This is a genomic window from Streptomyces sp. NPDC050164, assembly GCF_044459945.1.
GTDB classification, from domain to species: domain Bacteria; phylum Actinomycetota; class Actinomycetes; order Streptomycetales; family Streptomycetaceae; genus Streptomyces; species Streptomyces coeruleorubidus_A.
Genome location: NZ_JBITJK010000010.1, coordinates 132843 through 156297, shown reverse-complemented (window position 1 = coordinate 156297; position 23455 = coordinate 132843). Strand labels below are relative to the sequence as shown.

The 23455-nt window shown below is 71.4% G+C and carries 20 protein-coding genes and 1 pseudogene; 10 read left to right on the top strand and 11 right to left on the bottom strand.

Annotation, left to right across the window (positions count from 1 at the left end):
* Positions 1–88 precede the first annotated feature (88 nt).
* Entirely contained in the window at positions 89–1120 is a 1032-nt protein-coding gene (locus ACIBNA_RS17150) for a glycosyltransferase family 9 protein (protein WP_399166013.1), read from the top strand.
* A gap of 227 nt (positions 1121–1347) precedes the next feature.
* On the opposite strand, the gene ACIBNA_RS17145 is transcribed toward ACIBNA_RS17150, so the two are convergent.
* The 4 genes from ACIBNA_RS17145 to ACIBNA_RS17130 all read right to left on the bottom strand — a co-directional run bounded on the left by ACIBNA_RS17145 (position 1348) and on the right by ACIBNA_RS17130 (position 5745).
* Positions 1348–1668 (bottom strand): DUF3040 domain-containing protein, encoded by a 321-nt coding sequence (locus tag ACIBNA_RS17145; RefSeq protein WP_399166012.1) that lies wholly within the window; start codon positions 1666–1668, stop codon positions 1348–1350.
* Between the two features lie 107 nt (positions 1669–1775).
* On the bottom strand, positions 1776–2684 hold the full coding sequence (locus ACIBNA_RS17140) for a polysaccharide pyruvyl transferase family protein (RefSeq protein ID WP_399166011.1): 909 nt from the start codon (positions 2682–2684) through the stop codon (positions 1776–1778).
* Between the two features lie 79 nt (positions 2685–2763).
* The gene (locus tag ACIBNA_RS17135; protein ID WP_399166063.1) at positions 2764–4179 is read right to left on the bottom strand and encodes a family 43 glycosylhydrolase; all 1416 of its coding nucleotides are present in this window, start codon (positions 4177–4179) and stop codon (positions 2764–2766) included.
* Positions 4180–4242: 63 nt separating this feature from the next.
* Positions 4243–5745 carry a family 43 glycosylhydrolase gene (locus tag ACIBNA_RS17130; protein WP_399166010.1) on the bottom strand — a complete coding sequence of 501 codons (1503 nt, stop codon included), beginning with the start codon at positions 5743–5745 and terminating at the stop codon, positions 4243–4245.
* A 201-nt stretch (positions 5746–5946) separates the two neighbouring features.
* Here ACIBNA_RS17130 and ACIBNA_RS17125 point away from each other — a divergent pair, with 201 nt between their 5' ends.
* Positions 5947–6534 carry a Fur family transcriptional regulator gene (locus tag ACIBNA_RS17125; RefSeq protein WP_399166009.1) on the top strand — a complete coding sequence of 196 codons (588 nt, stop codon included), beginning with the start codon at positions 5947–5949 and terminating at the stop codon, positions 6532–6534.
* On the opposite strand, the gene ACIBNA_RS17120 is transcribed toward ACIBNA_RS17125, so the two are convergent.
* Together ACIBNA_RS17120 and ACIBNA_RS17115 are read right to left on the bottom strand one after the other, a co-directional pair.
* Positions 6421–7233 (bottom strand): class I SAM-dependent methyltransferase, encoded by an 813-nt coding sequence (locus tag ACIBNA_RS17120; RefSeq protein ID WP_399166008.1) that lies wholly within the window; start codon positions 7231–7233, stop codon positions 6421–6423. The genes ACIBNA_RS17125 and ACIBNA_RS17120 overlap by 114 nt on opposite strands.
* Positions 7234–7301: 68 nt before the next feature.
* A complete protein-coding gene (locus ACIBNA_RS17115) occupies positions 7302–8342 on the bottom strand; it encodes a LacI family DNA-binding transcriptional regulator (RefSeq protein ID WP_399166062.1) in 1041 nt (346 codons plus the stop codon).
* Positions 8343–8654: 312 nt separating this feature from the next.
* On the opposite strand from ACIBNA_RS17115, the gene ACIBNA_RS17110 reads away from it, so the two are divergent.
* The 6 genes from ACIBNA_RS17110 to ACIBNA_RS17085 all read left to right on the top strand — a co-directional run bounded on the left by ACIBNA_RS17110 (position 8655) and on the right by ACIBNA_RS17085 (position 14926).
* Positions 8655–9959, top strand: coding sequence for an ABC transporter substrate-binding protein (locus ACIBNA_RS17110; protein ID WP_399166007.1), 1305 nt, complete (start codon positions 8655–8657; stop codon positions 9957–9959).
* An 11-nt stretch (positions 9960–9970) separates the two neighbouring features.
* Complete coding sequence (locus ACIBNA_RS17105) at positions 9971–11038, top strand: carbohydrate ABC transporter permease (RefSeq protein WP_399166006.1); 1068 nt, start codon at positions 9971–9973, stop codon at positions 11036–11038.
* On the top strand, positions 11035–11868 hold the full coding sequence (locus tag ACIBNA_RS17100; protein WP_399166005.1) for a carbohydrate ABC transporter permease: 834 nt from the start codon (positions 11035–11037) through the stop codon (positions 11866–11868). The genes ACIBNA_RS17105 and ACIBNA_RS17100 overlap by 4 nt, the downstream gene beginning before the upstream one ends.
* A 30-nt stretch (positions 11869–11898) precedes the next feature.
* Positions 11899–13560, top strand: coding sequence for a glycoside hydrolase family 13 protein (locus ACIBNA_RS17095; RefSeq protein WP_399166004.1), 1662 nt, complete (start codon positions 11899–11901; stop codon positions 13558–13560).
* Between the two features lie 21 nt (positions 13561–13581).
* A complete protein-coding gene (locus ACIBNA_RS17090) occupies positions 13582–14409 on the top strand; it encodes a helix-turn-helix domain-containing protein (protein WP_399166003.1) in 828 nt (275 codons plus the stop codon).
* A gap of 64 nt (positions 14410–14473) precedes the next feature.
* Positions 14474–14926 carry a VOC family protein gene (locus tag ACIBNA_RS17085; protein ID WP_399166002.1) on the top strand — a complete coding sequence of 151 codons (453 nt, stop codon included), beginning with the start codon at positions 14474–14476 and terminating at the stop codon, positions 14924–14926.
* A gap of 59 nt (positions 14927–14985) precedes the next feature.
* On the opposite strand, the pseudogene ACIBNA_RS17080 reads toward ACIBNA_RS17085, so the two are convergent.
* Positions 14986–15264 (bottom strand): annotated as a pseudogene (locus ACIBNA_RS17080) (MFS transporter); the annotation flags it as partial.
* Between the two features lie 204 nt (positions 15265–15468).
* Between ACIBNA_RS17080 and ACIBNA_RS17075 the strand changes: the two are divergent.
* Positions 15469–17022, top strand: a complete 1554-nt coding sequence (locus tag ACIBNA_RS17075; protein ID WP_399166001.1) for a Re/Si-specific NAD(P)(+) transhydrogenase subunit alpha — start codon at positions 15469–15471, stop codon at positions 17020–17022.
* Between the two features lie 6 nt (positions 17023–17028).
* Positions 17029–18480 (top strand): Re/Si-specific NAD(P)(+) transhydrogenase subunit beta, encoded by a 1452-nt coding sequence (gene pntB / locus ACIBNA_RS17070; protein WP_399166000.1) that lies wholly within the window; start codon positions 17029–17031, stop codon positions 18478–18480.
* Between the two features lie 11 nt (positions 18481–18491).
* Here the strand turns inward: pntB and ACIBNA_RS17065 are convergent, their stop codons facing one another.
* The 4 genes from ACIBNA_RS17065 to argG form a co-directional block, all read right to left on the bottom strand.
* Positions 18492–20504, bottom strand: coding sequence for an FtsX-like permease family protein (locus ACIBNA_RS17065; protein ID WP_399165999.1), 2013 nt, complete (start codon positions 20502–20504; stop codon positions 18492–18494).
* Between the two features lie 27 nt (positions 20505–20531).
* Complete coding sequence (locus ACIBNA_RS17060) at positions 20532–21254, bottom strand: ABC transporter ATP-binding protein (RefSeq protein WP_399165998.1); 723 nt, start codon at positions 21252–21254, stop codon at positions 20532–20534.
* Between the two features lie 25 nt (positions 21255–21279).
* Complete coding sequence (locus ACIBNA_RS17055; RefSeq protein WP_399165997.1) at positions 21280–21669, bottom strand: DUF4333 domain-containing protein; 390 nt, start codon at positions 21667–21669, stop codon at positions 21280–21282.
* 267 nt (positions 21670–21936) lie between these two features.
* Entirely contained in the window at positions 21937–23391 is a 1455-nt protein-coding gene (gene argG, locus ACIBNA_RS17050) for an argininosuccinate synthase (RefSeq protein WP_399165996.1), read from the bottom strand.
* Positions 23392–23455 lie beyond the last annotated feature (64 nt).

Below are 23455 nucleotides of genomic sequence, written 5' to 3'. Positions count from 1 at the left end.
GACGGGCGGTGCGAGTCGGGTGCCAGGACGGCACCCGATGAGCGCGGCTGCGGGGGCAGAGGCGGAGGGCACACGGCAGTCTGCTGGCATGGCACAGGACAAGACGGACAAGACAGCGAGGACAGCGGACCAGACTGCGAAGGCCGCGGACAGGGCGCCCGGGGAACCGACGACACCCCGCCTCCTCGTCCTGCGCGCCCTGGGCCTGGGCGACCTCCTCGCCGCTGTCCCCGCGCTGCGCGCTCTGCGGCGGGCCTACCCCGGGCACGAGCTCGTGCTGGCCGCGCCCGCCGAGCTGGAGCCCGTGGCAGAGGCGACGGGGGCCGTGGACCGGCTGCTGCCCGCCTCCGCGCCGGGGCGGGGAGTGCCGCGCGCGCTCGACTGGAGCGGTCCGCCGCCGGACGTCGCCGTCGACCTGCACGGCAACGGACCGGCCAGCCACCGGCTCCTCCAGGGGCTGCGCCCGCTGAAGCTGCTCGCCTTCGCCCACCCGGACATGCCCGAGATCGACGGCCCGCCCTGGTACGCGGAGGAACACGAACGCGACCGCTGGTGCCGACTGCTCCAGTCGTACGGCATCGACGCCGACCCGGGCGACGTGTGCCTGCCCCGCCCGCGCACCGCCTCCTCGGCACCCGGCGCGGTCGTACTGCATCCCGGCGCCGGGTCCCCCGCCCGCTGCTGGCCCGTCGAGCGGTACGCGGCCGTCGCGGACGGGCTGCGCGCCCGGGGCCTGCGGGTCGTCGTGACCGGCGGCGCGGATGAGAGCGACCTCGTGGCCCGGCTCGCCAAGCAGGCCGGCCTGCCCGACACCGACGTGTTCGGCGGGGGCCTCCCGTTCGGCCGGCTGTCCGCCCTCGTCGCCGGCGCGTACGTCGTGATCAGCGGTGACACCGGCATCGCCCACCTCGCGGTCGCCCACGCCACGCGCTCCGTCACCCTCTTCGGCCCGGTCGCACCGAGCCGCTGGGGCCCGCCGCCCAGCCCGCGCCACCGCGCCCTGTGGTGCGGCCCGGAGGGCGACCCGCACGGCCGCCGCACCGACCCCGCGCTGCTGCGCATCACCCCCGACGACGTCCTGCGCGCCGTCGACGAACTGCCCGGCACCCGACATCTGTGAGGGGAGGCACCCGCCGATGACCGTCCGAGCCCGGATGCCCCGCTCGCCGGCATCGTCAGCGGCCCCCCCGCAACCGTTCCGCCGCCCGCACGCTCGTCGTCCCCGACTGCGGACCCTCACTCCGTCGTCTGCCGCCGTACCGCCGACGCGCCTCGAAGGCCCGCCGCTACACGGGCTGAACCCGCACCGGCCGGTGCGGGTCCGGTCGTCGGATCAGCGGCGGACGCTCAGCCCCCGCACCAGCGGCACATCAGCCGGAACAGGGCGAACAGCGTCAGCGGCCACATGACGGCGAACGCCCAGATCACCCCCGGCTCGGAGGTGGCGATCCCGGCCACCATCAGCCCGACCGACACCGCGAGCAGCACCGCCACGGTCCGGACGCGGGGGCGGTAGGAGCCGAGGCGGGCCAGCAGCCGGGCGGGGTCGGGGCGGCGGCTCAGTCGCAGGGTGCGCAGCCGGCGGTCGAGGCGGCGGTCGCGGCGCAGCGCGCGTTCCATCTCGTCGAGGATGCGCTGCTCGTTCTCGGGAAGTCGGCCGATGGACACGCGCTTTCTCCTTCCGGGCGGCCGGAGGCGTCTTGCGTCCCGAGGGGGACGTGCGGCCAAGGACGTACAGCGGGGATGTAAAGCGGGTGCCCCGTGAGGTTCCGGAGCTAACCGGGGACGGGCCGTGCCAGCGCCTCGACGAGCCGGTCGGCGCTGTCCGGCACGGTGCCCTCACGGAACCCGTCCCGGATCTGGCGGGCGGTCACCCGGCCGCCGGTCAGACACCAGTCCCACCAGCGATCCAACTGCCGCACGTCCAGCCGCTCGGCGGGCACCAGCGCGGGCCAGCCGCAGGCCCGGGCCTGTGCGGTCACCTTCGCGCCGCCGGTGACCGGGTCGACGGCCAGAACCGGGGTGCCGACCCGCAGCGCGATCACCAGCCCGTGCAGCCGGTCGGTGACGACGAGGTCCAGCCGGGCCAGCACGGACTGGAGCTGCGCGGGCGTGGCACTGAGATGCCAGTCGTGCGTGTCGAGCCGCGTCTCCAGCTCCAGCCGGCCGCAGTCCTTCCCGGCCAGCCAGCGCGTCACCTCCTCGGCGACCTGCCCGTGCCGCCGCAGCTCCCCGTACTCGTGCTGCCCGTGCGTGAGGATCACCCCGACGACCGGCCGGGCGGGCGCGTCCGGGGCGCGGGCCGCGAGGTCCTCCACCGGCTCGCTGTCCGGCCCGTCCCGGGGCAGCACCCGGTGGAAGCCGGTCACGGCCGCGCTGGTGGGGTCGATGACCGAGGTGCCGACGGCGATCCGCACACAGTGCGCGAACCGCCGGTGCAGCTCCTCGATCTGCGGCCCGTGCAGCGGGCCGCACACGAACACCAGGTGGGAGTAGTCCTCGGGCCACAGCCGGTCCAGGTGCAGCGCCTCCGGACGGAAGCCGGGACTCCAGGCGACGTCGTAGGGGATGCCCGTGCCGAGCAGTACGTCCTCGACCCGGCGCAGGGCCAGTACGTCCCCGGCGGTGGCCTCCCCGTCCCGGAAGCTGAACCACCCGGTCAGCAGAACCCTGCGCGGTCGCATGCCGTCTTGTGTGTGCACATGCCCTGAGTGCCCGCCCACCGGGAAGACAATCAGGGCATTACCGGCAACCGCGACATAGTCACTGGGCGTAGAAGGTGGCGTCCGCACGGTCGGCCGCCGTGCTCACCGCCTGCACGTTCAGCAGGTACTCCCAGTGGCGGACGTATCGCCCCGGGTAGTTGTACGACTCGTAGGAGACGCCCGCCGAGTCGGCCAGCCCGGCGCGCCGGTGGAAGGTGGCGTCGGAGGCGAACTGCGCGCTGCCGTCGTTCCTCTCCAGCCACACCTCGAAGTTCTTGTGCCGCAGGTAGTAACCGGGGAAGTTCGCCGACTCCAGCGAGACGGTACCGCTGCCGGCCAGTCCGGGCACGGCCCGGAACTGGGAGTCGGCGAGCTTGGTGACGTTCGCCTCGATCCGGGCCCGGTAGTCGTAGTGGCGGATGAACCGGTCCGGGAAGTTGTACGAGGAGAAGCGCTGCGGGGTGATCCCGTCGGCCACGGGGATGCCGAAGTTCGGGGTGCCGTCGGCGTTCCAGTAGACCTTCTGCACGCGGGTGCGGCGGTTGGGGTCGTTGAGCGGGTCGCCGCTGATGTCCTTGTAGCTGCGGTCGTGGTAGACGAGGATGTCGCTCTTGCCGTCCTCGGACACGGTGAAGGAGTTGTGGCCCGGCCCGTACTGGCTGGTCGCGGCGCTGCTGGCGAACACCGGGGTCGGGCTCTTGCTCCAGGACGCCTGGCTGAGCAGGTTCGCGCTCGCGGAGGCGGTGAGCATGCCCAGGCAGTAGTTGCTGTCGGTGGCGCTGGCGGAGTACGTCATGAACACCTTGCCGCCGCGCTGGATGACCGCCGGACCCTCGTTGACCTTGAAGCCGACGGTCTCCCAGGAATAGGTGGGCCGCGACAGCATCACCGGAGTACCGGTGATCGTCCAGGGGTTGGCCATCCTCGCGAGGTAGACGTCGGTGTTGTTGTTCACGGACGGGTCGCGCTGCGCCCAGGCCAGGTAGCGCACGCCGTTCACGACGAAGGTGGTGGCGTCCAGGGAGAAGCTCTCCCACTGGGTCTTGATCTGCCCCTTCTCGGTCCAGGCGGCGGTGAGCGGGTTGGCGCCCGTGCCCTCCAGGACGTACATGCGGATCGCCCAGATGTCGTTCGTGGCGCCCGCGGCGAAGTACACGTACCACTTGCCGTCGATGAAGTGGATCTCCGGCGCCCAGATGTGGGCCCCCATCACGCCGCTGGCGTGCTTGGTCCAGATGGTCGTCTCGGGGGCCGACTTCAGCCCCTGGATGCTGGTCGCCCGGCGTAGCACGATGCGGTTGTACTCGGGGACGGTCGCGGTGAAGTAGTAGTAGCCGTCGGTGTGCTTGAAGATGTGCGGGTCGGCCCGCTTCTCCGCGATCGGGTTGGTGTAGGTGACGCCGGGGGAGTCGGGCACGGCGGCCTGCGCGGGCGCGCCCGTGAGGCAGGTCGCGAGGGCGACGAGGACGGCCAGGAGCAGCCGCAGCGCATTGCGTCTCTTACGTCTCAAGGGAGTTCTCCGGATCAGAGGGGGCGATCAGGTGGTGGGGACGAGCTTCCACTGCTGGCAGTTGTTGTTCAGCCAGGTCCACTGCCGTACGTCGGTCCCGTTGGCCGTGCCGCAGCCGGCCACGTCGGCGACCTTGCCGCTGCTCTCGTTGACGATCCGGACGTGATCACCGGTCGCGGTGAACACCAGCCGGTAGCGCTGGCACTTGTTGTTCAGCCAGGACCACTGCCGCAGATCGGCGCCGTCGGCGGCGGAGCATTCGGCGGTGTCCAGCACCTTGCCGGTGGCCACGTTGACGAGCCGGCTCGTGTCGTCGCCGAGGTCCACGACCCTCCACTTCTGGTTGGCTCCGCCGGTGCAGGTCCACTGGTGGACGTTCGTACCGTCGGCGCTGCTGCCGCCCGCCACGTCCAGGCACTTGCCGCTGTTGCGGTTGACGAGGGCGTACGACGTCGGGGTCGCGGCCGTTTCCCCGGACGGGCCGGGGCGTGTGCTGCCGAGGGCGACCGGCTTACCGAAGTCCGGAGTGCCGTCGGCGTTCCAGGTGAACTTCTGGGCGCGAGTGGTGCGGGCGTTGCCGCAGCCGCCGCTCGCCGAGGAGTTGGCGTGGTAGACGATCCAGTTCTCGGTGCCGTCGGGCGAGGTGAAGAAGCCGTTGTGTCCGGGGCCGTACACACCGGCCGCGTCGTCGCGCTGGAAGACCGGGGTCTGCTTCTTCGTCCAGGACGCCGGGTTCAGCGGGTCGGCGCCGGTGAGCTCCAGCAGCCCGAGCTTGTAGTCGGCCGTCTGGCACGAACTCGCGCTGTACGTCAGGAAGGTGCGGCCGTTCCGGTAGAGCGGCTCGGGCGCTTCGTTGACCGGGGACCCCGACCGCTCCCAGCTCAGCGTCGGGCTGGAGACGACGGTGAAGGTGCTGCTCGCGAGGGTGTACGGATTGCTCATCGGCGCGATGACCAGGCTCTGCGTACCGCCGTTCACGAAACCGCTGCCGACGAGGTACAGCCGCCCGTTCGCCTGGAGCACGCTCGCGTCGATCAGCCAGCCGCCCGGCGTGAGGTTCGACCCGGTCAGCGACGCCTTGTAGGTGTAGGGCCCCATGGGGTCGGAACCGGCGCTCTCCAGGACGTGGGTGCGCTGCGAGTCGCAGCAGGCCACGCCGCTCCGGCCGGCGGAATAGTAGAGGTACCAGCGGCCGTTCAGGAAGTGGATCTCCGGCGCCCAGCTGTTGGTGTTGCGGGTCGCGGTGGTGTCCGACCAGACCTGGACGCTGGGCGCGGTGGCGAGCCCGGCCAGGGTCGGCGACTTCCGCATCGCGAGGACACCGGTGAACGTCGTGGTGATCAGGTAGTAGTCGCCGTCGTGGTACGTCAGCCAGGGATCGGCGCCCTTGGCCGACTTGAGCGGGTTGGTGTAGGGGCGCCCGTCCGCCGCGGACGCCGGGAGCGTCGCCCCCGCGAGGGCGAGAAGCAGGGCGAGCACGCAGACGAGCAGGGGACCGCGGCGCCTGGCCGCAGGGGGAGTCCGGAGCATACGAGCCGCCTCTGTCCGAGTCGATGTCCGTCATTTCGAACGTAGTTCGTGAATTCGATCAGAAGATAAGTGCGGCTCTTACCTCCGTCAACGGTGTGTGCAGGCGCGGCACGCGGCGGGCGGGTCGCTCATCGACGTGAAAACCATGTTCATCTAGCATGGTGTGCCGACGAACGCGCCGGTCGAGCGAGGAGTCCAGTGGTGGGCGAAGTGGAGGGGAGCCCGGCCGTGGAGCGCATCCACACGCCGGGGCTGCGCAGTACCTGGCAGCGCCGGGCCGTGCTCGACACCCTGGGCCGCTGCCGCGAGTTCGTCTCCGCACAGGAACTGCACGCGTTACTGGCCGACTCCGGCAGCACCGTCGGGCTCACCACCGTCTACCGCACCCTGCGCGAACTGGACCGTGCCGGGTTGGTCGACGTCGTACGCGACGAGGGCGGCGAGCGGCTCTACCTCGGGCGGCCGGCCGGCGAGCACCGCCACTACCTCATCTGCCGCCGCTGCGGCCGCAGTCGGCCCGTGGACGCGGAGGCCGTCGAGGAGTGGGCCGCCCGGCTCGCCGAGACCACGGGCTTCACGGAGCTGGAGCACACCCTCGAACTGAGCGGCGTCTGCGGCCCCTGCGGGCGCGGGCCGGTCACGGCGTCCTGCCCGCCGCCCCGTCCGTCCGGCCGGTCAGCCGGGGAAGAGGGCCGTGCCCGTCAGGACGCGTACGTCGAGGTCGGTGACCGAGTCCGCGGTGAGCCGGGCGGTGAACTCGGCCCGAACCCGCTCGACGGCGGCCGGTGACAGCCCGTCCAGCATCCGGCGCGCCCCGCTGCCGGTGGCCAGCTCCCAGCCCGTCTGCGGGGACAGCGGGGCGTCGAACCGCCGCTGGACGACCCGGGGTTCGCTCCCGCCCAGGTCCGTCAGCCAGGCCGCGAGGGTGTCGGCGGTGTCGATCCGGGCCAGCTGCTCCATCTGCGGCGGGCGGGGCAGGTCGCGCTCCGTCAGAACCGCGCCCCGCAGCGCCGCCTGCCAGCCGCCGAGTGCGCCCTTCTCCCAGACCGTCACGACGAACCGGCCCCCGGGGCGCAGCATCCGCGTGAGCGCGGCTGAGTCCCGGTCCATGTCCGGGAAGAAGAACACCCCGAGTCCGCACTGCACCACGTCGTAGCCCGGGCCGGGCACGGGCCACGAGGTGACCTCGTGGTGGTGGAAGCGGATGTTCGCCAGGCCCTCCTCGCGCGCCCGGCGCTCCCCGATCGCCAGCAGTCCGTCCGCGAGATCCACGGCGTCCACCCGGCCCGCCGCCCCCACGGCCCGCGCGGCCGGCAGCGCCGACGCCCCGGCCCCGCAGCAGGCGTCCAGCACCGACTCGCCGCCGGCCAGGGCGGCCACGTCCGCCGTCTCCTCGCCGACCGGGTCCCACAGCACCCGGGACCAGCTGTGGAACTCCTCCGCTCCCGCGCTGAAGACGTCTCCGACGGTGTTCTGTCCGGTGGTCATACGCAACCGCCCCCTCGTTTTCGGCCGAGTCTAGGTTCCGGGTGTCCGGGGGTACACGGCGATTTCCGTCAGCGCAAAGGCAGTTGAGGCAGCTCCTCGGGTGCGCTCCGTGGGGCGGGAGGCGGGGCGGTGGTGGTCCGGGGGATCACATGGGTGGGCAGCACGACGTGCCGTGCGCGGTCCCCGCCGGGGTCGTTGACGAGCGACAGCGCGAGCGCGCCGGCCTCCCGGCCGATGGCCGAGGGCGACTGCGCCACGGTGGTCAGATCGAACCACTGGGCCACCGGCTGGTCGTCGAAGCCGACGACGGACACCTGCCCGGGCACCTCGACGCGCGTCGCGCGCAGCGTCCAGATCACGGCGACGGCCACCTCGTCCTGCTCGGCGAAGACCGCGGTGGGCGGCTCCCGCAGTCCCAGCAGCCTGCCGACCGCCTCGGCGGCGCCCCGCTTGTCGCCCGCCGGGGTGGCGACCACGAGATCGTCGTCCAGGGGCAGGCCCGCCTCGGTCAGCGCCTGCCGGTAACCGACCAGCCGCTCCTGCGAGCTGAAGGAGAATCCGCCGGTGCCCACCGTCCGCACGTAGGCGATCCGGCGGTGGCCGAGGTTGAGCAGATGCCGGGTGCCGCGCAGGGCGCCGGCCACGTCGTCGACGTAGACGCTCGGGCGCCCGTCGACGTGCTGGCTGACGTACACGACCGGCATGCCGAGGCTGTCCAGCCGGGCGGTCTCCTCCTCGGTGAGGTCGAAGGAGAACACCAGCAACGCGTCCGCGTTGCGCCGCGCGGGGAGATGCTCGAAGAACGCCGTGCGCTCGGCCATGCCGGGGATCACATAGACCGTCAGTTCCATGCCGGCCGCCCGCAGGACGAGGGCGAGACCCGACAGGGCCGCGCCCACGAACCACGAACTGAGCGTGGGCACCAGCACCGCGACGTTGCACGTCCTGCCCGTCACGAGGCTGGCGGCGTGGCGCGAGACCGCGAAGTTCAGCTCCCGGGCGGCCCGTTCGACGCGGGCGCGGATCTCCGGCGAGACGGTGGACAGGCCGCGCAGGGTGCGCGAGACCGTGGAGGTGGAGACCCCGGCCCGTTCGGCGACGTCAGCCATCGTGGGGTGCCGCTGACCTGGTGGCATGCGCCGGACGCTAGCACAGGAACACCGCCGTGCCCGGCGCTTGGTGACAGCGCTGTCTCACCAACTTCTTGCCTTCTTACCAGGTGCGACGCATTGACTTCCCGGCGGAGCGCTCCTAGCGTGCAAACGTTGTCTCGACAGGTTCGAAGTCGCCCCGGGTGGACGCCTCTTATCCGCCGTGACCTGCATTTTTTATCAACGGAATGCCGTGGCAACGCAATCTCATGACCAAAGCCATTTCGGGGGAACAGGCACGACTTCGGTACATCACGACCAGGAGAGACAGTGAAGACCAGCACCGCCAGAGCGATTCAGTGTTCCGCAGCGCTCGCCGCCGCCGGACTCCTCCTCACCGCCTGCGGCTCGTCAGGCGGCAGCGGCTCCGGACAGTCCGAGCCGGCCGCGCCGGTGTCGTTCAAGGGCCGCGGCCCCATTTCGTACGTCGCCGGCAAGGACACCACCGGCACCGTCCAGACGATCATCAACCGCTGGAACAAGGCACACCCCAAGGAGAAGGTCACCTTCATCCAGCTGCCGACGGACGCCGACTCGCAGCGCCAGCAGATGATCCAGAACGCGGAGACGAAGTCCGACGCCTACACGGTGCTCGCCACCGACGTCGTGTGGACGTCGGAGTTCGCCGCCCACCAGTGGATCGAGCCGCTGCCCGCGAACCAGTTCCCGCTCGGCAAGATGCTCCAGCCGGTGGTGGAGACGGGCAAGTACCGCGGCAAGCTCTACGCCGTCCCCGGCAGCTCCAACGGCGGCCTGCTGTTCTATCGCACCGACCTGCTGAAGAAGGCGGGCGTCACCCAACCCCCCAGCACCTGGGCCCAGATGACCGCCGCCTGCGCCAAGGTGAAGAAGCTGCCCGAGGCGAAGAACATGTCCTGTTACGCCGGGCAGTTCCAGAAGTACGAGGGCCTGACGGTGAACTTCGCCGAGGCCGTGAACTCCGCCGGCGGCCAGATCGTCGACGCCAGCGGCAAGCCGGACGTCGACACCCCGCAGGCGAAGAAGGGCCTGGACTTCCTCGTCCACTCCTTCAAGGACAAGACCATCCCCAAGGAGGCCATCACCTACCAGGAGGAGGACGGCCGCCAGGCGTTCCAGGCAGGCAAGCTGATCTTCCTGAACAACTGGCCCTACGTGTACTCCCTCGCCCAGAAGAGCGCCATCAAGGGCAAGTTCGCCGTCGCACCCCTGCCCGGCTTGAACGGCCCCGGCGCCTCCAGCCTCGGCGGCTCCAACCTGGCCCTGTCGTCCTTCGCCAAGAACAAGGCCACGGCGCTGGACTTCATGAAGTTCTTCACCAGCGAGGAGAGCGCGACCTACTTCCTCAAGAACGCCTCCCTCGCCCCGCCCTACGCCGACCTCTACGACAACGCGTCCCTGGACAAGCAGTATCCGTACCTGCCCGACCTCAAGCAGTCGATCACGAAGGCCGTGCCGCGCCCGCGCGTCGTGCAGTACGGCGACGTGACCGCCGCGATCCAGAACGAGGTCTACGCCGCGCTCACCGGAAAGAAGAGCAGCGCACAGGCGCTGAAGGACCTCCAGGGGGACCTTCAGAAGCTGACGGCACAGTGAGGCCGCGGGTCATGGCCGACACCGCGATCCCGCCCGACACCGCCCCGCACCAGCCCGGGACGGCGGCCCCCCGCCGCCCCGGGCGGCCCCCGGCACCCCAGCGCCCCCGGCGTCGTCCACGCTCCCGGGCCACCGCGGGCACCGGCCGCCTGGCCGCGCTGCTCGTCTCCCCGACGCTCCTGGTGCTGACGATCGTCGTGCTCTACCCGACGCTCATGGCCCTCGACGAGTCCCTGTACGGGCCGAAGGGGCTGGACCCGAAGACCGGATTCATCAGCGCCACCGAGCCGTTCGTCGGGCTGAAGAACTACACCGACATCTTCACCCAGGCCGGCGACCGCTTCTGGAACGCCTTCTGGAACACCACCTTCTTCACCGTCGTCACGGTGTCGCTGGAGACCGTGATCGGCGTGGCCATGGCACTCATCATGCACCGGGCCTTCCGGGGCCGGGCCGTGGTGCGGGCCAGCATCCTGGTGCCCTGGGCGATCCCCACGGCCATCTCCGGACTGCTCTGGAAGTGGATCTTCAACGCCGACGGGATCGCCAACGTCCTCCTCGGCCGCCAGGTCCTGTGGACCGCCGACGGCTTCTCCGCCAAGATCGCGGTCGTCATCGCCGACGTGTGGAAGACCGCCCCCTTCATCGGCCTGCTCGTCCTGGCCGGCCTCCAGGTGATCCCGAAGGAGGTCTACGAGGCGGCCCGGCTCGACGGAGCGAGCGCCCTCCAGCAGTTCTGGCGCATCACCCTGCCGCTGGTGAAGCCCGCGCTGCTGGTGGCGGTGCTGTTCCGCTGCCTGGACGCGCTGCGGATGTTCGACCTGCCCTACATCCTCATCGGCGCCCAGAAGGGCTCCGTCGAGACGCTGTCGATGCTCGCGCAGAACGAGGCGTCCAACGTCCGCTTCGGACCGGCCTCCGCGTACGCGGTCCTCCTCTTCCTCTACGTCTTCCTCATCGCGCTCGCCTTCGTCCGGCTGCTCGGCGCCGACCTCATCGGGGGCGTCGGCGGGACGAAGAAGCACAAGAGCCACGCGGTCAGGGTGCCGCGCCGCCGCGTCCGGGAGGTGACGGCATGACCCTCACGGCCAAGTGGCGGCAGTGGCTGCCCCATCTGGGCATCGCCGTGGTGGTGGCCTACTGCCTGGCCCCCTTCTACTGGATGCTGGTCTCAAGCCTCCGCAGCACCGGCGACATCTTCAGCACCTCCCTGTTCCCCTCCACGGTGTCGTTCGAGAACTACCGGTCGGTGTTCAGCCCGGGCCAGGGCTTCACCAGGGCGCTGCTCAACAGCCTGATCGTCGCCGGCATCACGACCGCGATGTCGCTGCTGCTGGCCACGTTCACCGCGTACGCGATGGCCCGGCTGGAGTTCCGTTTCAAGCGCCTGATCCTCACGCTGATCATCGCCACCTCGATGTTCCCGGTGGTCTCGATCGTCGTCCCGCTGCTGAAGCTGTTCACCGACATCGGCTGGATCAACACCTACCAGTCCATGATCGTGCCCAGTATGTCCTTCACGCTGCCGCTGGCGGTGTGGAACCTGACCACGTTCTTCCGGCAGATGCCGGACGAGCTGGAACACGCCGCCATGGTCGACGGCTGCACCCGCGGCCAGGCCTTCCGCAAAGTCATCGTCCCGCTCGCCGCGCCGGGCATCTTCACCACCGCGATCATCACCTTCATCGCCGCCTGGAACGAGTTCCTCATCGCCCTGTCGATGACCAACAAACCCAACATGCAGACCGCGACCGTCGCCATCTCCAAGTTCTCGGGAGCGACGACGTACCAGACGCCGTTCGGCAGCCAGATGGCGGCGGGGGTCGTGGTGACCATTCCGCTGGTGGTCATGGTGCTGGTCTTCCAGCGCCGTATCGTCGCCGGGCTCACCGCCGGCGCCGCGAAGTAGACACGCCCCCCGCATAAGGAGTCACAGCAGGTGTCTTTCACCGCACCCTGGTGGCGCAGTGCCGTCATCTACCAGGTCTACATCCGCAGCTTCGCCGACCAAAACGGCGACGGCGTCGGCGACATCGCCGGCATCCGCTCCCGACTGCCCTATCTGAAGTCCCTCGGCGTGGACGCCATCTGGATCAACCCCTGGTACAAGTCGCCCATGGCCGACCACGGTTACGACGTCGCCGACTTCCGCGCCATCGACCCGCGCTTCGGCACCCTGGCCGACGCCGAGCGGCTCATCACCGAAGCCCACCAGCACGGCATCCGCGTCATCCCCGACATCGTGCCCAACCACACCTCCGACCAGCACGCCTGGTTCCAGGCGGCACTGGCGGCCGGGCCGGGCAGCCCCGAACGCGAGCGCTACGTCTTCCGCCCCGGCCGCGGCCCCGACGGCACCGAGCCCCCGAACGACTGGGTCTCCTGCTTCGGCGGCCCGGCCTGGACCCGGCTGCCCGACGGCGACTGGTACCTGCACCTGTTCGCACCCGAGCAGCCCGACCTCAACTGGCAGCATCCCGAGGTGCGGGCCGAGTTCGAGTCGATCCTGCGGTTCTGGTTCAGCCGGGGCGTCGACGGCTTCCGCATCGACGTCGCCCACGGCCTGATCAAACACCCGGAGCTGCCCGACCTGCCGCCCCGCGCCGAACCTGCGGTGACGGGCCCGCTCACCCGCCGGGACGAGATCCGGCAGCACCTCGACCACCCGCACTGGGACCGCGACGAAGTGCACGAGATATACCGCGCCTGGCGCAAGGTCGCCGACGAGTTCCCCGGCGACCGCTGCTTCGTCGCCGAGGCCTGGGCGGACACACCGGAGCGGCTGGCGGCGTACGTCCGCCGGGACGGACTGCACACGGCGTTCAACTTCGACTTCCTCATGTGTGGTTGGGACGCCAAGGACCTGCGCGCGGTCATCGACGACTCCCTCACCATGCTCGGCGCGGTCGGCGCACCCGCCACCTGGGTCCTGTCCAACCACGACGTCATGCGCCACCCCAGCCGCTACGGCCGTACCGCCGCGCGGAGCTGGATGGCCAACGCACGGTACGAACCCGGCGGCACCCTGGACCTCGACCTGGGCGCCCGGCGTGCCCGGGCCGCCGCCCTGCTGATGCTCGCCCTGCCCGGCGGCGCCTACGTCTACCAGGGCGAGGAACTCGGCCTCCCCGAAGTCGAGGACCTGCCCGAATCCGCCCTCCAGGACCCGATCTGGGAGCGTTCCGGGCACACCGATCGAGGGCGTGACGGCTGCCGCGTCCCGATCCCCTGGTCGGGCCAGGCGGCCCCCTACGGCTTCAGCTCCGACGACGCCACGGCCGAGCCCTGGCTGCCGCAGCCTTCCGACTGGGCCGGACTGAGCGTCGAGGCCCAGACCGGTGACGCGAACTCGATGCTGGAGCTTTACCGCACGGCCCTGCGCATCCGCCGCGACCACCCCGCCCTCGGCGTCGGCACCATGACATGGCTGGACGCCCCGGAGGGGGTGCTGGCCTTCAGCCGCGAGCCCGGCTTCGTGTGCGTCGTCAATCTCTCCGCCGAGCCCTACGAACTGCCCGCACACTCCGAGCTCCTCCTGGCCGGCGGCCCGCTTGAAGACGGCGTGCTGGGGCCCGACCAGGCGGTGTGGCTGACGGTGTAGCGGAGCTCCTAGGCTGGACATATGGCTCGCACGGCGCAGGAGAGTCCCGTCTCGCTCACGGTCCGGCCGTCGGCGCCGGCGCTCGCGCCGCTGATCGGCGCGCTCGGCTATGTCGAGGGACGGTTCACGCACTCCGCCGAGCTGTCCCTGCCGACGGGCGGGGCGCAACTGCTGGTGAACCTCGACGGGGACGCCCTGGGTTCGTCGGACCGGCGGACCCGGGGTGCGGCTCTGCAGGGGCCGTACACGGAGCCGGCCGTCATCGACCCGGCGCAGCAGCGCGCCGTCGTGTGGGTGGCGTTCCGTCCTGCGGGGGCGTATCCGTTCCTCACCGTCCCCGTCAGCGCGGTCCGCGATCGGCTCGCCGGGCTCGACGAGCTGTGGGGCACGGACGGCGCGGTGCTGCGCGAGCGGCTGCTGGAGGCCATGTCCGCCGGTGGCCCGCGGGCCTGCCTGCGGGAGCTGGAGACGGCCCTGCTGCGGCGGGCGGAACGTCCCCTGGAGCCCGACCCGGCGGTCCGTCTCGCCGTGGTGCTGCTCGATAGCGGAACGCCCGTGGGCGAGGTCGCCGACCGGCTCGGCTGGACCTCCGGGCGGCTGGCTCGCAGGTGCACCGAACAGCTGGGACTCCCGCCGAAACGGTATGCGCGGGTACGGCGCTTCCAGCGGCTGCTGAGCCGTGTGAACGCCGGGTCCGGGAAGCCGGACTGGGCGGTCCTCGCCGCGGAGTGCGGCTACCACGACCAGGCGCATCTGATTCACGAGTTCCGCGCGCTCGCCGGGATCACCCCGACCGCGTACGCGCCGCGCTCGCCCCTGGAACGCAACCACGTTCCGCTCGGCGGGTGACGGGGCCCGCCCGGCCGACCGTTTTCTACAATCCACGGCCGCCCGGACCGGCGATCGTGAAGGCATGACGAACACAAGCGACAAGCCCTCCCTCACCCGGCTCTACGCTCGGCTCGTGGTCTCCGACGGGCCCCGGGCGATCGACTTCTACCGGGCCGCGTTCGGCGCCGAGGAGATCGAGCGGTACACCGACCCCGACGGGAAGATCGTGCACGCCATGCTGCGGCTCGGCGACGCGGTGATCGCGGTCAAGGACGCCGACGAGAGCGACCCGGCGCCGCCGTCGCTCGGCGGCAGCCCGGTGATCATGGCCCTGGACGTGTCCGACGCCGACACCGTGGCCGAGGCCATGCTGCGGGGCGGGGCGAGCGTGGTGTATCCGGTCGCCGACCAGCACTACGGACAGCGCGGCGGCCGTCTCGCCGACCCGTTCGGGCATCTCTGGATGATCTCGCAGGCGATCGAGGAGCTGACCCAGGAGGAGATCCAGAAGCGCACGACCGACCTGTTCACCTGACGAGTGCGCCGCACGGTCGCCTTACGGTCGCGGCGTGGCCGTCAGTGCGCCTGCGTAACCGGCTCCTTTGCCGCCGCGGTCGTGACCGCCCGGCGGCCCGCCACGGGCACGTTGACCCAGAACACGGCCCGCCGGGTCCAGGCGGTGAGCCGGCCGCCCAGCAGCGGGCCGAGGGCGGTCAGGGCGCCGGAGACGCCCAATAGCAGGGCGAGGGAGCGTCGGCGTCGCTCGACCGGGAAGACCGCGACCACCACGGCGAGTGCCGCGGGGAAGAGCAGTGCCGCGCCGAGCCTCCGGGTGGCGCGGAACACGATCAGCCAGGTCTGCGCGGCACCGCCCGGCCGCCCGCGTGACGCATCAGAAGACCTCCTCCCGTCCCGGGCGTCGCAGTGATACTCCCGAAAGCGTCCCAGGACAACCCTTCGGCGGTGTGAGGACGACCTCCTCGGCCATGTGACCACGGCCCGCCGCCGATGCGGCGTCGAAGGTGCAGGATGCGGGCACGAAGGAGAACAGGCAGTCGAACGACGGAGAGGCAGACGATGGTCGAAGCGGAACCGGAACCCCAGCGGATCGGCATACCCGCCGAGTCCACCGCGGGCGAGACCAGGGTGGCGGCGACGCCGGCCACCGTGGGGAGACTTGCCGCGCTCGGCTACGAGGTGGTGATCGAACCGGGGGCGGGAGCCTCGTCCCGCTTCTCCGACGCGGCCTACGAGGAGGCAGGCGCCCGGTTCGGCGATCCGTGGCAGGCGGAGATCGTGCTCAAGGTGAACGGTCCGTCGAGCGAGGAGATCGGCCGGCTGCGGGACGGGGCGACGCTGATCGCGCTCATCGGCCCCGCGCTGCACCCGGAGCTGGTCGACGAGCTCACGCGGCGGCCGATCACCGTCCTCGCCATGGACGCCGTGCCGCGTATCTCGCGCGCCCAGTCCCTGGACGTCCTCAGCTCCATGGCGAACATCGCCGGATACCGGGCCGTGGTCGAGGCCGCGCACGCCTTCGGCCGTTTCTTCACCGGCCAGGTGACCGCCGCCGGCAAGGTGCCGCCCGCCAAGGTGCTGGTGGCCGGTGCCGGTGTGGCCGGACTCGCCGCGATCGGCGCCGCCCGCAGCCTCGGTGCCGTGGTCCGCGCCACCGATCCCCGGCCCGAGGTCGCCGAGCAGGTGCGCTCGCTGGGCGGGGAGTTCCTGACGGTGGGCGTCGAGCAGGAGGTGAGCACCGACGGCTACGCCAAGGCCACCTCGCAGGACTACGACCGGCTCGCCGCGCAGCTGTACGCCGAGCAGGCCGCCGACGTCGACATCATCATCACCACCGCGCTCATCCCGGGCCGCCCGGCGCCGAGGCTGATCACCGCCGAGGACGTGGCGCGGATGAAGCCCGGCAGCGTGATCGTCGACATGGCCGCGGCCCAGGGCGGCAACGTCGAGGGCACGGTCGCCGGGAAGGCGGTCGTCACCGACAACGACGTGACGATCATCGGCTACACCGACCTGCCCGGCAGGCTCCCGGCCCAGGCCTCGCAGCTGTACGGCACCAACGTCGTCAACCTGATGAAGCTGCTCACCCCGGGCAAGGACGGCCGGCTCGTCCTCGACTTCGAGGACGTGGTGCAGCGGTCGATGACCGTCGTCCGCGACGGCGAGAAGACCTGGCCGCCGCCCCCGGTCCAGGTGTCCGCCGCGCCCGCCCCCGCCGGCGGCACGGAACCGGCCGCGCCCTCCGCCCCGCCGGCGAAGCCCGCCCGCCCCGCGTGGTCCTCGTACGCCCTCGTCGGTGCCGGGGCGCTCGCGCTGTTCCTCGTGACGGCCTTCTCACCGAGCGAACTCATCGGCCACTTCACGGTGTTCGTGCTGGCGATCGTCATCGGCTTCTACGTCATCGGCAACGTGCACCACGCGCTGCACACCCCGCTGATGTCGGTCACCAACGCCATCTCCGGGATCGTCGTGGTCGGCGCGCTGCTCCAGATCGGGCACGGGAACACCGCCGTCACCGTGCTGTCGTTCGCCGCGATCCTGCTGGCGAGCATCAACATCTTCGGCGGATTCGCCGTCACCCGCCGCATGCTCGGCATGTTCTCGAAGGGCTGATCACGGATGACCACAGTCACGGCCTCAGAAGCCGCCTACGTCGTCGCCGCGCTGCTGTTCATCCTCAGCCTCGCCGGGCTCTCGCAGCACCGGACCTCCCGTTCGGGAGTCGTCTGGGGCATCGCGGGCATGGTCGTCGCCCTGGCCGCCACCGTCGGTCTCGCGTCGAAGAGCATCACCGCCACCGGACTCGTGCTGATCGTCGTCGCCACCGCCGTCGGAGCGGGCATCGGACTGTGGCGGGCCCGGGTGGTCGAGATGACCGGCATGCCGGAGCTGATCGCCATCATGCACAGCCTCGTCGGTCTCGCCGCCGCGTTCGTCGGCTGGAACGGCTACCTCGACGTCGACGCCGGCAGCCACGGCGGTGAAGAGCTCACCGGTTCGCTGCTCGGCATCCACCACGCCGAGGTGTTCATCGGGGTGTTCATCGGCGCCGTCACCTTCACGGGTTCCGTCGTCGCGTACCTGAAGCTCTCGGCGCGTATCGACTCCCGCCCGCTCACGCTGCCCGGCAAGCACGTCCTCAACGTGGGCGCCCTGGTCGCGTTCGTCGCGCTCACCGTCGCGTTCGTGGCCCGCCCCCACATCGGCCTGCTCATCGCGGTCACCGTCATCGCCCTGGCCCTGGGCGCGCACCTGGTCGCCTCCATCGGCGGCGGTGACATGCCGGTGGTGGTCTCCATGCTCAACAGCTACTCCGGCTGGGCCGCCGCCGCCTCGGGCTTCCTGCTCGCCAACAACCTGCTCATCGTCACCGGCGCGCTGGTCGGCTCCTCCGGTGCCTATCTGTCGTACATCATGTGCAAGGCGATGAACCGCTCCTTCATCTCGGTGATCGCGGGCGGCTTCGGGACGCCTGCGGCAGCGGCCGACGACGGCGAGCACGGGGAGCACCGGGAGATCAGCGCGGAGGAGACCGCGGAACTCCTGCGCGAGGCCTCCTCGGTGATCATCACGCCGGGCTACGGCATGGCCGTCGCGCAGGCCCAGTACCCGGTCGCCGAGCTGGCGCGCAAGCTGCGCGAGCGGGGCGTCGAGGTGCGCTTCGGCATCCACCCCGTCGCCGGCCGGCTGCCCGGGCACATGAACGTGCTGCTCGCCGAGGCGAACGTGCCGTACGACATCGTCCTGGAAATGGACGAGATCAACGACGACTTCGCCGCCACCTCGGTCGTCCTGGTCATCGGCGCCAACGACACCGTCAACCCGGCCGCCACCGACAACCCGGCCAGCCCCATCGCCGGGATGCCGGTGCTGCACGTGTGGGAGGCGGCCAACGTGGTCGTCTTCAAGCGGTCCATGGCCGCCGGGTACGCCGGTGTGCAGAACCCGCTGTTCTTCCGGGAGAACAGCCAGATGCTCTTCGGCGACGCCAAGCAGCGTGTGGAGGACATCCTGCGCAGCCTGGACGCCCTCGACACGCCCGTCCCGGAGATGGCCGGCACCACGCGCTGAAGGACGCCACCTCAGTCCGCGGTCTGCGCCGGGTCGGCCGTCACCCTGCGCAGCAGCGGCCTGCTGCCGCCGATCGCGGCGAGGATCGCCAGCGCGCCGACGCTCACGCAGACGGCGAGCAGGAGCGCGCCGGCGCCGTTCATGGTGGAGCCGGCCGCCTCGTTGACCTGGTAGCCGCCGAAGACGCCCATGGCGGTCGTGCCGCCGGCCAGCACGAGCAGGGGCAGGACCGTCTCACGGACCCGCGCCCGGTCCAGCACCTTCAGCGGGGCGCCGGACAGCCGCAGCAGTCCGTAGACGCGACGCCGGTCCAGGACGTTCGCCGCCGCGGTCAGTCCCGCGGAGGCCGTCGCCACGAGGAAGCTGAGGATCAGCGTGGCGGTGCTGACCGTGGCGATGCGGTCGAGGACGGTGGCGTCGGGCGCGGACACGTAGTCCTGCGAGACCGGGAACCGGCCTTTCCCGAGCGGCGTCAGGGCGGTGGCGGCGGCGTCGATCCGCTCGGTGCCGCCGGAGACCCGGGCGACCACGCCCGGGTTGCCGAGCAGCACGCTGTCCAAGAAGTCGTCGTCGCTCACGGTGCTCACGGTCGCTTCGACGTCCGCCCGGTCCAGCAGCGCACGGGCCTCGGTCGCGGTGTGCCGGGCGGCGGCTGTGTTCTCGGTGATCACCGCGACCTGGTCGGGGTGCTCGGGGAAGCCGCCGCCCAGCTGGCTGACGGAGAAGAACCCGGCGACGAAGCCCGCGAGGACCAGGCCGCTGACGGTGCGCCAGGCGCCGCGCGGGTCGTCGCTGAGCCTGCGGGCCGCCAGCAGGGTGGCCGGCCGGCGGGCGAAACGGCCCACGACGCGTCCCAGCCGGTCCACGACCCACGGGCCGAACAGCCAGAACGCCCCGTAGAACAGCGCCAGCAGCGCGATCATCTGGCGGTTCGTCATAGTTCCGCCCGCGCTCGCCATGATGTAGACGAGGGCTGCGGCGAACAGCACGAGCCGGACCATGCGCGTGCGGCGCGGGTTGGCCTGCTGGGCCACGCCGAGGGGCGACATCGCCACCTGACGCAGCATCGTCACCGCGCTGACCGTGAGCAGGACGGTGACTCCCAGCACCACGGCCGCGAGCCACGGCAGACCGACCCACAACTGGCCGGTGTACCAGGCGCCGACGCCGTAGGGGATCTCGGCGAGGGCGGGCAGCAGCACCGCATAGGCGAGCGCGCCCGAGAGGGCACCGGCGGCACCCACCGCCGCCGCCTCGGCCGCGGTCATGGCGAGGATCTGCCGCGGGGTGGCCCCGGCCAGCCGCAGTGCGGCGAGCCGCTGTTCGCGCCGGGCCGCCCCGAGCCGTCCGGCCGCGGCGGCCAGCACCACGACGGGCACCACCAGCAGCACGGCTCCGAGCAGTGCCGTCTGCTGGTCGCCGACCGTGAACATGCTCGGCTTGGAGCCGGCGAAGCCGGTGATCCCGGCACGGGCGGTCTGGCCCTCGTCGTACCAGCCGTTGCTCTCGGCCGACTTGGAGACCGCGGGGTCGCCGGGCGCGCGTCCGACGACGGCGACCAGTTCGTCGGGGGAGGCGAGCCCCGCGGCGCCGATCGTGCCGTACCGCCCCGGCTTCGGGAGGCGGTCGGCGAGCTGCCGCGCGGGCAGTTCGCGGATCAGCCCCGCCAGGGCGGGGGAGACGTACACCTCGCCCTTCCTCGGGAAGGCGCTCAGGCCGGGCGGTGCGGGAGTGGGCCGCCGGTCCGGGAGCTGGGCGAGACTGACGACGGTGACGGGCCGGTGGCGCACATAGGTCGTGGTCATGGCCTGGACGGCGGTCGCCGACCCGGCGGGTGCCGCGTCCGGGACGCGCCAGGCGGTGCGGTCGGCGCGGGCGCCGGAGCCGAGGCACGCGGCGATCATCACCAGCAGCACGAAGGCGCCGACGGCGGCGGCCCCGGCGGCGAGCAGCTGGCTCTGCAGGCCGCGGCGGCCTGCGGACCGGGCGAGATGCCAGGTCAGGGGAAGAACGGGGGAACGCATCGAGGTCTCCGGTGGCGTGCGCTGAGGTCAGACGACCGTGTACTGGCTGTGGCTGCTGATCCGGCCGTCACGGACCTGGAGGATCCGGCCGCAGTGGGCGGCGACGTCGGCGTCGTGGGTGACCATGACCAGGGCGGCGCCCTGCTCGCGGGTGACGGAGGTGAGGAGCCGTACGACCTCCTCGCTCGTGGTCTGGTCCAGGGCGCCGGTGGGTTCGTCGGCGAAGACGACGTCCGGTTCGATCACCAGGGCGCGGGCGATGGCGACCCGCTGGGCCTGTCCGCCGGAGAGCTGTCCGGGCCGGCGCTTCTCCAGGCCGTCCAGGCCGAGCGGCGCGAACCAGCGGCGGGCGCGGGTGACGGCTTGCTTGCGCGGGACGCCCTCCAGCATCAGGGGAAGCGCGACGTTCTCCTCGGCGGGCAGCTCCGGCAGCAGCTGGCCGAACTGGAAGACGAACCCGAACCGCTTGCGGCGCAGCGCGCTGAGCCGGTTCTCGCCGAGACCGTCGATGCGCCCCCAGCCTTCGGCCGGGGGGACCCCCATCTCGCTTCGCTCGCCCCGCAGCAGGACTTGCCCGCCGTCGGGCCGGATGATCCCGGCCAGGGTGTGCAGGAGGGTGGACTTGCCGGAGCCGGACGGGCCCATGATCGCCAGCGAGTCCCGCTCGCCGACCTCGACGTCCACGCCGTCCAGCGCGGTGGTGGAGCCGTATTTCTTCGTGAGGCCGTGGCCGGCCAGGACAGTGCTCATGACTGGGTGTGCTCCCGGGTGCGTGTCAGCGCTCGAACTTCCAGGTCACCCGCGGTGTCGCGGGGTCTGCCTCGACCCTGATCACGCGGACGGGGATCGATACCCGCTCGCCCCCGGCCCGCGCCGTGCACGTCCCGGTCGCACCGGCCACTGCCTTCAGATGCGCCGGGCAGGACACCTTGCCGATGTCCTTCCCGACCCACGGCAGCGGGTGGTACCAGCCCTCGATACGGGCCTCCAGGATCGTCCTCTCCACCGCCGGATGGCCGTCCACCTTCACGTGGGGCTGCCCGGGGTAGGGGTCGATCGTGGTGTGCTGCACGTCCTTGTCGGCCAGGAGATGGGTGAGGACCCCGCCTGCGGCGGCCATGGCGGCCACGCCGCCGACGGCACCCACGAGGAAACCGCGCTGCATCTCGTACTCCTGGGGGAGATCTGGGTGATCGGGTAGAGGAAGTGGCTCCACTCTCACCCGGGCACGCGGGCGCGCGCCTCGGCCATTCGGCCAGAGCACGGAGACTGCCGCCGCACCGGCCCTCGGCCGTTCGGCCGATCACTCGCCGACGGCCGCGAGGCCCTGGACAGAAAAGGAGTCTCGGGGCAGACAAAGGGCCGGCCCGGCACTGTGGGTGCCGGGCCGGCCTTCTCTGTGACGCCCTGTGTCACGGGGCCCCGAAAGCGATCAGTCCGTGCCGGAGTCCATCGCGGCGCGGTCCAGCCACGCGTCCTGCTCGGAGACCTCGCCCCGCGAGGCGATGGCCTCGGCACCGCCCTGGGGCAGCTCCGGCATGGTGCCGATCAGCCCGGTCGCGGCCGCCTGGGAGGCGCCGATGGTCGGGCTGCCGGTGCCGATCAGGCCGATGCCGGCGTACTGCTCCAGCTTGGCGCGGGAGTCGGCGATGTCCAGGTTGCGCATGGTGAGCTGGCCGATCCGGTCCACCGGGCCGAACGCGGAGTCCTCGGTGCGCTCCATGGACAGCTTGTCCGGGTGGTAGCTGAACGCCGGGCCGGTCGTGTCGAGGATCGAGTAGTCCTCACCGCGCCGCAGCCGCAGCGTCACCTCGCCGGTGACGGCAGCGCCGACCCAGCGCTGGAGCGACTCGCGGATCATCAGCGCCTGCGGGTCCAGCCAGCGGCCCTCGTACATCAACCGGCCGAGCCGCCGTCCCTCGGTGTGGTACTGGGCGAGGGTGTCCTCGTTGTGGATCGCGTTGACGAGGCGCTCGTAGGCCGCGTGCAGCAGGGCCATGCCGGGCGCCTCGTAGATGCCGCGGCTCTTGGCCTCGATGATCCGGTTCTCGATCTGGTCCGACATGCCCAGGCCGTGGCGGCCGCCGATGGCGTTGGCCTCCATCACGAGGTCGACGGGGGAGGAGAACTCCTTGCCGTTGATCGTCGTCGGCCGGCCCTGGTCGAAGCCGATGGTGACGTCCTCGGTGGCGATCTCGACCTCGGGGTCCCAGAACCGCACACCCATGATCGGCTCGACGGTCTCCACGCCGGTGTCCAGGTGCTCCAGGGTCTTGGCCTCGTGCGTGGCGCCCCAGATGTTGGCGTCGGTGGAGTACGCCTTCTCCGTGCTGTCGCGGTAGGGCAGCCCGTGGGCGAGCAGCCACTCCGACATCTCCTTGCGGCCGCCGAGCTCGGTCACGAAGGCCGCGTCCAGCCAGGGCTTGTAGATCCGCAGGTGCGGGTTGGCGAGCAGGCCGTAGCGGTAGAACCGCTCGATGTCGTTGCCCTTGAAGGTCGAGCCGTCGCCCCAGATCTGGACGTCGTCCTCGAGCATCGCCCGGACCAGCAGCGTGCCCGTGACGGCACGGCCGAGCGGGGTGGTGTTGAAGTACGCCCGCCCGCCCGAGCGGATGTGGAACGCGCCGCAGGTCAGCGCGGCCAGGCCCTCCTCGACCAGCGCCGCACGGCAGTCGACCAGACGCGCGATCTCGGCGCCGTAGGTCTGGGCACGGCCGGGCACCGAGGCGATGTCGGGCTCGTCGTACTGGCCGATGTCGGCGGTGTAGGTGCACGGGACGGCGCCCTTGTCGCGCATCCACGCGACCGCGACGGAGGTGTCGAGACCGCCCGAGAAGGCGATGCCGACGCGCTCGCCGGCGGGCAGGGAGGTGAGGACCTTGGACATAGAAAGAGTATGTATCACTTTGCATAGTCATGCAAGCCGGGTATGCGGAATCCCGGAATCGCCG

What these genes read in the sequence shown, in the direction of transcription:
- ACIBNA_RS17150 (WP_399166013.1), top strand. Translation starts at nt 89, where the DNA reads ATGGCACAGGACAAGACGGACAAGACAGCGAGGACAGCGGACCAGACT.
- ACIBNA_RS17140 (WP_399166011.1), bottom strand. Translation starts at nt 2,684, where the DNA reads ATGCGACCGCGCAGGGTTCTGCTGACCGGGTGGTTCAGCTTCCGGGAC.
- ACIBNA_RS17130 (WP_399166010.1), bottom strand. Translation starts at nt 5,745, where the DNA reads ATGCTCCGGACTCCCCCTGCGGCCAGGCGCCGCGGTCCCCTGCTCGTC.
- ACIBNA_RS17120 (WP_399166008.1), bottom strand. Translation starts at nt 7,233, where the DNA reads ATGACCACCGGACAGAACACCGTCGGAGACGTCTTCAGCGCGGGAGCG.
- ACIBNA_RS17115 (WP_399166062.1), bottom strand. Translation starts at nt 8,342, where the DNA reads ATGGCTGACGTCGCCGAACGGGCCGGGGTCTCCACCTCCACGGTCTCG.
- ACIBNA_RS17105 (WP_399166006.1), top strand. Translation starts at nt 9,971, where the DNA reads ATGGCCGACACCGCGATCCCGCCCGACACCGCCCCGCACCAGCCCGGG.
- ACIBNA_RS17100 (WP_399166005.1), top strand. Translation starts at nt 11,035, where the DNA reads ATGACCCTCACGGCCAAGTGGCGGCAGTGGCTGCCCCATCTGGGCATC.
- ACIBNA_RS17090 (WP_399166003.1), top strand. Translation starts at nt 13,582, where the DNA reads ATGGCTCGCACGGCGCAGGAGAGTCCCGTCTCGCTCACGGTCCGGCCG.
- ACIBNA_RS17085 (WP_399166002.1), top strand. Translation starts at nt 14,474, where the DNA reads ATGACGAACACAAGCGACAAGCCCTCCCTCACCCGGCTCTACGCTCGG.
- ACIBNA_RS17075 (WP_399166001.1), top strand. Translation starts at nt 15,469, where the DNA reads ATGGTCGAAGCGGAACCGGAACCCCAGCGGATCGGCATACCCGCCGAG.
- pntB (WP_399166000.1), top strand. Translation starts at nt 17,029, where the DNA reads ATGACCACAGTCACGGCCTCAGAAGCCGCCTACGTCGTCGCCGCGCTG.
- ACIBNA_RS17065 (WP_399165999.1), bottom strand. Translation starts at nt 20,504, where the DNA reads ATGCGTTCCCCCGTTCTTCCCCTGACCTGGCATCTCGCCCGGTCCGCA.
- ACIBNA_RS17060 (WP_399165998.1), bottom strand. Translation starts at nt 21,254, where the DNA reads ATGAGCACTGTCCTGGCCGGCCACGGCCTCACGAAGAAATACGGCTCC.
- ACIBNA_RS17055 (WP_399165997.1), bottom strand. Translation starts at nt 21,669, where the DNA reads ATGCAGCGCGGTTTCCTCGTGGGTGCCGTCGGCGGCGTGGCCGCCATG.
- argG (WP_399165996.1), bottom strand. Translation starts at nt 23,391, where the DNA reads ATGTCCAAGGTCCTCACCTCCCTGCCCGCCGGCGAGCGCGTCGGCATC.